This window comes from Embleya sp. NPDC001921, assembly GCF_053594475.1.
Map to the genome: position 1 here is coordinate 104,024 of NZ_JBSFEO010000009.1, position 7,575 is coordinate 111,598.

The window sequence follows — 7,575 nt, forward strand, 5'->3', positions numbered from 1 at the left end:
TTCCCATCGGGCTCCGCCCTGGCCCACCCCTGGTTCGACCCTGAGGGCGAATCAGGGTCGGGCCCTGATGCGTCGGGGCTTGCCGGCGTGTGACGATCGGTCGTGTGACCGCCGTCCACCCCCCGCCCGCCGCGCCCGTCCGGCCCGCGCCCTCGACCCCCCGGCTCCGCCGCGCCGCCTCCCACCGGTTCGCCGGCGGCGTCGCGCGCGGTCTGTCCGAGCACCTCGGTGTCGAGGTGCTGCTGCTGCGGGTCGCCTTCGTCGCGCTCGCGTTCTTCGCGGGTCTGGGGATCGCGCTCTACGCGGCCTTTTGGATCTTCGTACCGCAGGGCGCGGGGGCCACCACCCCGCCGCCGCGCGAACGCGGTCGGGAGCGGCACCAGGCGCTCGCCCTGATCGTCGTGCTGATCGCCGCGACCATGCTCACCGGCGTGGGCGCGACCACCAGCGGAAGCAAGGTCGGGGACTGGATCTGGCCGTTGCTGGTGGCCGGTCCCGGGGTGATCCTGCTGTGGCGCCAGGCGGACGAGTCGCAGCGCAACCGGTGGTTCTCGCTCGACGGGCGCAGCCGGGTGGCCGGCGCGCTGCGCACCTTCGTCGGCGCCACGCTGGTGCTGGCCGGTCTGGTGTTCTTCTCGTTCGGCCGGGGCGGCCTCGGCGACGCGCTGGTCGCGATGCGCGGCGCCGGGCTGCTCCTGGTCGGGCTGCTGGTCATCTTCGGCCCGTATCTGCTGCGGCAGACCCGCGAGCTCGGCGCCGAGCGTCGGGCCCGGATCCGGGCCCAGGAACGGGCCGAGGTGGCCGCGCACGTGCACGACTCGGTGCTGCACACGCTGACCCTGATCCAGCGTCAGGTCGACGACCCGCGCGAGGTGGCCCGGCTGGCCCGCGCGCAGGAGCGCGAGTTGCGCGCGTGGTTGTACCGCCCCGACGGCGAGGAACCGGATCGCACCTTCGCCGCCGCGCTGCGCTCGACCGCCGCCGAGGTCGAGGACGCGCACGGCGTGTCGATCGAGGTGGTGTCCGTGGGCGACTGCCCGGTGGACGACAAACTGGCCGCCCTGCTGGCCGCCGCGCGCGAGGCGATGGTCAACGCGGCGAAGTACGCGGGCGGCGCGGCGATCTCGGTGTTCGGCGAGGCCGACGAGGACATGGTCACCGTCTTCGTCCGCGACCGCGGACCCGGCTTCGACCCGGACGCGGTGCCCGCCGACCGGCTCGGTGTGCGAGAGTCCGTTCTCGGGCGCATGCGCCGCAACGGGGGCGCCGCGAACATCCGCAGCGAACCCGGCGAGGGCACCGAGGTCGAGCTGGAGATGCGCCGAGCCGAGGCCGGCCGGGCCGCTGTGGGAAGGACGAACACGTGAACGCCACCGAGACGAGCACCGAGCACCCCGAGGACGCGCCCCGTACCCGGGTGGTCCTGGTCGACGACCACCGGATGTTCCGGACCGGCGTGCGCGCCGAGATCGGCGAGGCGGTCGAGGTGGTCGGCGAGGCCGACGACGTCGCGAGCGCGGTGGCCGTGGTCACCGAGACCCGTCCCGAGGTGGTCCTGCTCGACGTGCACCTGCCCGGCGGCGGCGGGGTCGAGGTGCTGCGCCGGTGCGCGTCGTTGATCCCGGCCGTGCGCTTTTTGGCGCTTTCCGTCTCGGACGCGGCCGAGGACGTGATCGGGGTGATCCGCGGCGGCGCCCGGGGGTATGTGACCAAGTCGATCACCGGCGACGAGTTGATCCGCGCGATCGGCCGGGTCGGCGAGGGCGACGCGGTGTTCTCGCCGCGTCTGGCGGGCTTCGTGCTGGACGCGTTCGCGGCCACCGACGTGCCGCCGATCGACGAGGACCTGGACCGGCTCACCCAGCGCGAGCGCGAGGTGCTGCGGCTGATCGCGCGCGGCTACGCGTACAAGGAGATCGCCCGGCGGCTGGTCATCTCGGTCAAGACGGTGGAGACCCATGTGTCCGCCGTACTGCGCAAGTTGCAGCTTTCCAACCGGCACGAACTGACCCGCTGGGCGACCGACCGTCGGCTGGTCTGACCCGGACCGCGGCACCCGGCACACACGACGGCGCCCGTCCTCGGAACGAATCCGAGGACGGGCGCCGTCGAGGTGTCGCCGGTGTCCGGTGGGCCTAGCCGGGTCGAATGGCCGCGAGGAACGGCATCGAGTCCAGCGGCGCCTTGGTCACGGTCTTGCCCGGGCGCGGGGCGTGCACGATCTGGCCGTTGCCGATGTACATGCCCACGTGCCGGTTGTCCGAGTAGAAGAACACCAGGTCGCCCGGCTGGAGGGCGCTCTTGGCGATCTTGGGACCGTCGTTGATCTGGGTCCAGGTGGTGCGGCTGAGCGAGACGTTCGCCGCCTTCCAGGACGCCTGGGTCAGGCCCGAGCAGTCGTACGAGCCGGGGCCCTCGGCGCCGGAGACGTACGGCTTGCCGATCTGCGCCAACGCGAAGCTGATCGCGGCCTGGGCCCGACCGGAGGCCGGGATGTTGGTCGCCGGCGGCGGTGTGTCCGGCTTGTCCCGCGAACTGCGGTCCGGCGTACGCGAGGTGTCGTTCGCGTGCTCGTCCGAGTCGAGGACTTCCTTCTTCTGCTGCTCGGTGAGCGTGTTCAGCAGCCGCTGGGCCTCGGAGAGCTTGGCCTGGATGTCGGCCTTGTTCTTGTTCAGCTCGGTGCGCAGCTTCTCCAGTTCCGCGAGCTGCGAGGAGGCCTCGGTGCGGTCCTGCTGGAGAACTCGGGCCTGCGCCGCGATCTGCTTCAGCTTCGCGGCCTGCTGGCCGTCGAGCTGGGACATCATCTGCGACTTCTGCAGGTAACCCTCGGGGTCGCCGCTGAGCGCGAGCGAGAGCGACGGCGGCAGGCCGCCGCTGCGGTACTGGTTCGCCGCCAGGACACCGATCTGGTCGCGCAGGGCGTTCAGCGCGGTCTGTTCCTCGGTGATCCGGGCCTGCGTCTGGTTCGCGGTGCCCTGCTGCTTGGTGATCTGCTCCTCGACGCCGTTGGCGGCGTCGGTGGCCTTGACCACGTCGCTGTGCAACTGGTTGACGCGTTCCTTGGTCTGCTGGAACGACTGCGCGGGATCCGCGCTCGCGGTGCCGGCGAAGGTCATCACGCCGGTCATCGTCGCGGCGGCCGTGACGACGGTCGCTGCGGTACGCACGGCGGTGCGCGGCTTGGGCTTGCGGTGCTGCCCGGGTCGACGTTGGGACGCCACTGGTGGCGGGTCTCCTTCCTCGGCCGCCTACCGGGTTAGCTGACGGGTTCGGGCGGAAGAAGGCGCCCTACGGTGCCGGAGCACCGATTCACCCCAGGGACTGCGAGGGTCCCCGGTTCCGGCTTCTCGTCGCGACGACGATGGTCACCCACCGTCACCGAAACGCGTCCCCGAATTCGGCGGAGGCGATCGTGTCGACCGGGTGGCCGACGTCGAGCCGATCGCCTGTCGCAGAACACTAGCCACAGGCGTGTCAAGGTCATCACCATTGGCCTCTGCATTACCAAAACTTTACCAATGTCGCCGTTTCCTTCTCCCCGTATCACGGGAAAAGCGCCCGGATTCCCGAAAGTCGATCTTGGGCCGTTTTGGCGAGCATTGCCGGCGTATGACCAGCCGGAAGGTCCCTTATCGGGTGCCGGCTAAGCTGCGACCCGCAACGACGGCGGCGTCCCGGGCGCCGCGCGAGGAGCCGACGAGGAGTTGTACGACGTGGATGTTCTGCGCCAGATCCTGCTGGTCTTGCACATCGTGGGCATCGCGTCCCTGCTCGGCGGCGTTCTCACCCAGATGTCCGGGCTGCGCGCCGGCGACGTGCGGATCGTGCCCGCGATGACGCACGGTGCGCTGACCATGCTCGTCACCGGCCTGGCGCTGGTCGGGGTGGTCCAGGCGGGCCTGGACCGGGACGTGGACAACGCCAAGATCGGCACCAAGCTGGTGATCCTGCTGGCGATCCTGCTGCTGGTCTGGGGCAACCGCGCCGCGGACCGGGTCTCCCCCAAGGTCCTCGGCGCGATCGGCCTGCTGACCGTGGCGAACATCGCCATCGCCGTGATGTGGACCTGAGCCGGCGCCGAACCCGCCGGCCCACCTCCCGGGCGGGTCGCCGACGCGCCCTAGCGGGTGTCCACCACCCGGAACACCTCGGCCATCCGCCCCGCGCCCAGCCCGAATCGCAGGGCATTGCGACCGAGCATGCGGGTGACCTCCTCACGCAGCCCGGACAGGTGACTCGTCTGACTCGCGTGCGACAACAACGCCGCCATCTTGCGCTCGAACACCGCGCTCACCTCGACCGCGTGGTCCGGGTCCCCTGTCGGCGACAACCACGTCTCCGGCACGGTCCACTCCTCCAGTCCCTCCGCGTCCAGCAGCTCGGGGTGCGCGAACGGATTCCGGGCGTCCGGATAGATCGCCCGCATCGCCGCCTCGCCCGCCTCCAGATGATCCGGATGGCTGGGCGCGAGCCGCGACCAGTCCCGCTCGGGGCTGGGGATCACCATGCGCTGCGGCCGCACCTGCCGAATCACCCGGGTGATGTCGCGGCGCAGCTCGAAGGTCGCGGCCAACCGCCCGTCCGGGTAGCCGAGCCAGTAGAGCCGCTTCACCCCCACGTGCGCCGCCGCCGCGGTCTGCTCGGCCCGCCGGATCCCGCCGATCTCGGATCGCGGCACCGCCGGGTCGAAGCCGCCCGCGTCCCCGTCGGTGACCAGGCAGTAGCTCACCTCGATGCCGGCCTCGGTCCAGGTCGCCACCGTCCCCGCCGCCCCGTAGTCGATGTCGTCCGGATGCGCGGCCAGCACCAGCACCCGTTCCACGTCACGATCGTCCAGCACGATGTACTCCCTTGATCGGATCGATCCCCGACCGGTGATCCACCGATCCCGATCGACGTGATGCCGGCGGCGAAAATCCCGTCGTCGGCGCAATGATCTCCGCTCTGTACAAAGGGCCGAGCACGACTCGCTTGTTACCCACCTAGACTCGGGGAACGATGAGCAGCCTCTTCGACGACATCCCCCTGCCCGGTTTCGAGACCGCGGCCAAGAAGTCCCCCACGAGCCCCGCGGACGACATTCCGCTGCCGCCCGAGCCGGACGAGAACCACGTGTACGGCCTTCCGGAGGACTATCCGGACGACCTGTACGAAGGGCAGTACGCACCGCCGCCCGAGCCGCGCGACGCCTACTACCGCAACGGCGCGCCGCGCCCGGTGGTGGATCCGACCCGGCTGCTGGACGGGATGAACCCGCAGCAGCGCGCCGCGGTCGTGCACGAGGGCTCTCCGCTGCTCATCGTGGCCGGCGCGGGCTCCGGCAAGACGCGCGTGCTGACCCACCGGATCGCGTACCTGCTCGCGGCCCGGGACGTGCACCCCGGCGAGATCCTGGCGATCACATTCACCAACAAGGCCGCCGCCGAGATGCGCGAACGGGTCGAGGCGCTGGTCGGGCCGCGCACCCGGGCCATGTGGGTGTCCACCTTCCACTCGGCGTGCGTACGCATCCTGCGGCAGCAGTACAAGAAGCTCGGCATGAGCTCGTCGTTCTCCATCTACGACTCGGCCGACCAGCAGCGGCTGATGGCGATGGTCTGCCGCGACCTGGACCTGGACCCGAAGAAGTTCCCGCCGCGCAAGTTCAACGCGCAGGTCTCCAACCTCAAGAACGAGCTGGTCGACCACGAGGACTTCGCGGCGAAGGCGATCAACGAGACCGAGCGCATACTCGCTCAGGCGTACACGATGTACCAGGAGCGACTGCGCCAGGCCAACGCGCTGGACTTCGACGACCTGATCATGACCACGGTGCATCTGCTCCAGGCGTTCCCGGACGTCGCGGAGCACTACCGGCGGCGTTTTCGGCACGTGCTGGTCGACGAGTACCAGGACACCAACCACGCGCAGTACACGCTGGTGCGCGAACTGGTCGGCGGCGCGGCGGGCAGCGGGCCCCGGCGCACGGTCGACGGCGACCTGGTGAACCCGGCCGAGGCGGGCCTGGCCGAGATCGAACCGGCCGAGCTGTGCGTGGTGGGTGACGCGGACCAGTCGATCTACGCGTTCCGCGGCGCGACCATCCGCAACATCCTCGACTTCGAGGCCGACTACCCCGACGCCACGACGATCCTGCTGGAGCAGAACTACCGCTCGACGCAGACCATCCTCAGCGCGGCCAACGCGGTGATCGAGCGCAACAGCAATCGGCGTGCGAAGAACCTGTGGACGGACGCCGGCGAGGGCACCCCCATCGTCGGGTACGTCGCCGACGACGAGCACGACGAGGCCCAGTTCGTCGCGGACGAGGTGGACCGGCTCACCGACGCGGGCAAGACCAAGCCGGGCCAGGTCGCGGTGTTCTACCGGACCAACGCCCAGTCCCGCGTGTTCGAGGAAGTCTTCATCCGGGTCGGGCTGCCGTACAAGGTCGTCGGCGGTGTGCGCTTCTACGAGCGCCGCGAGGTCCGGGACGTGCTCGCCTACCTGCGGCTGCTGGCCAACCCGGACGACACCGTCTCGCTGCGGCGGATCCTGAACGTGCCCAAGCGCGGCATCGGCGACCGGGCCGAGGCGTGCCTGGAGGTGCTCGCCACCCGCGACCGGATCCCGTTCGCCCAGGCGCTGCGCCGCGCCGAGGACGCGCCGGGTCTGGCCAAGCGGTCCGCCAACGCGGTCAAGGGCTTCGTGCAACTGCTCGACGACCTCACCGCGGTCGTGGACGGCGGCGCGGGTCCCGCGACCGTGTTGGAGGCGATCCTGGAACAGACCGGCTACCTGGCCGAGTTGCAGGCGTCCAGTGACCCGCAGGACGAGACCCGGATCGAGAACCTCCAGGAACTCGCGGCGGTGGCACTGGAGTTCGAGCAGGCCCAGGCCCAGGAGGGCGGCGCCGGCACGTTGGCCGACTTCCTGGAGCGGGTCTCCCTGGTGGCGGACTCGGACCAGATCCCCACCGACGGGGAGGATGGCGGCGTGGTCACGCTGATGACCCTGCACACCGCCAAGGGCCTGGAGTTCCCCACGGTGTTCCTGACCGGCCTGGAGGACGGCGTCTTCCCGCACATGCGCTCGCTGGGCGACGCGAAGGAACTGGAGGAGGAGCGCCGACTGGCCTACGTCGGCATCACCCGCGCCCGGGAGCGGCTGCACGTCACACTCGCGAAGACGCGCAGCGCGTGGGGCGCGCCGTCGTACAACCCGCCGTCGCGCTTCCTGGGCGAGTTGCCCGAGAAGCTGGTCGACTGGCGCGGCACGTCCCCGTCGGCGGCCAAGGCGCTGTCCGCGACCAAGTCGACGGTCGGCTCGCGCGGCGGCTTCGGCAAGGGCGCGCAGATCAAGGAACGGCCGATCGTCGCGCTGTCCCCCGGCGACCGGGTCACCCACGACAAGTTCGGTCTGGGCACCGTGGTCTCCACCGCCGAGACCGGCGACAAGGCCAAGGCCACGATCGACTTCGGCGCGGGCGGCGAGAAGACCCTGCTGCTGCGCTACGCGCCGGTGCAGAAGTTGTAGCGCGCGAACCTCGTCGCACGAACGCGGGCGGGCCGGGCCGAGTGAATCGGCCCGGCCCGC

The 7,575-nt window shown here is 70.7% G+C and carries 6 protein-coding genes and 1 riboswitch; of the genes, 4 read left to right on the forward strand and 2 right to left on the reverse strand.

Going from position 1 to position 7,575, the window contains the following annotated elements; all coding sequences use genetic code 11:
- Positions 1-104 precede the first annotated feature (104 nt).
- Together ACWCPW_RS13215 and ACWCPW_RS13220 are read left to right on the forward strand one after the other, a co-directional pair.
- Complete coding sequence (locus ACWCPW_RS13215; RefSeq protein WP_449761663.1) at positions 105-1,367, forward strand: ATP-binding protein; 1,263 nt, start codon at positions 105-107, stop codon at positions 1,365-1,367.
- A complete protein-coding gene (locus tag ACWCPW_RS13220; protein ID WP_449761664.1) occupies positions 1,364-2,041 on the forward strand; it encodes a LuxR C-terminal-related transcriptional regulator in 678 nt (225 codons plus the stop codon). The genes ACWCPW_RS13215 and ACWCPW_RS13220 overlap by 4 nt, the downstream gene beginning before the upstream one ends.
- Before the next feature lie 94 nt (positions 2,042-2,135).
- Here ACWCPW_RS13220 and ACWCPW_RS13225 read toward each other — a convergent pair whose 3' ends face one another.
- Positions 2,136-3,221, reverse strand: a complete 1,086-nt coding sequence (locus tag ACWCPW_RS13225; RefSeq protein ID WP_449761665.1) for an NlpC/P60 family protein — start codon at positions 3,219-3,221, stop codon at positions 2,136-2,138.
- A 9-nt stretch (positions 3,222-3,230) separates the two neighbouring features.
- A riboswitch (cyclic di-AMP (ydaO/yuaA leader) is annotated at positions 3,231-3,368 on the reverse strand.
- A gap of 345 nt (positions 3,369-3,713) precedes the next feature.
- Between ACWCPW_RS13225 and ACWCPW_RS13230 the strand changes: the two genes are divergently transcribed.
- Positions 3,714-4,070 (forward strand): hypothetical protein, encoded by a 357-nt coding sequence (locus tag ACWCPW_RS13230; protein ID WP_449761666.1) that lies wholly within the window; start codon positions 3,714-3,716, stop codon positions 4,068-4,070.
- A gap of 50 nt (positions 4,071-4,120) precedes the next feature.
- Here ACWCPW_RS13230 and ACWCPW_RS13235 read toward each other — a convergent pair whose 3' ends face one another.
- Positions 4,121-4,840: a PIG-L deacetylase family protein gene (locus ACWCPW_RS13235; protein WP_449761667.1), complete on the reverse strand. Its 720-nt coding sequence runs from the start codon at positions 4,838-4,840 to the stop codon at positions 4,121-4,123.
- A gap of 158 nt (positions 4,841-4,998) precedes the next feature.
- On the opposite strand from ACWCPW_RS13235, the gene pcrA reads away from it, so the two are divergent.
- The gene (gene pcrA, locus ACWCPW_RS13240; protein WP_449761668.1) at positions 4,999-7,515 is read left to right on the forward strand and encodes a DNA helicase PcrA; all 2,517 of its coding nucleotides are present in this window, start codon (positions 4,999-5,001) and stop codon (positions 7,513-7,515) included.
- The last annotated feature ends 60 nt before the right edge of the window (positions 7,516-7,575 follow it).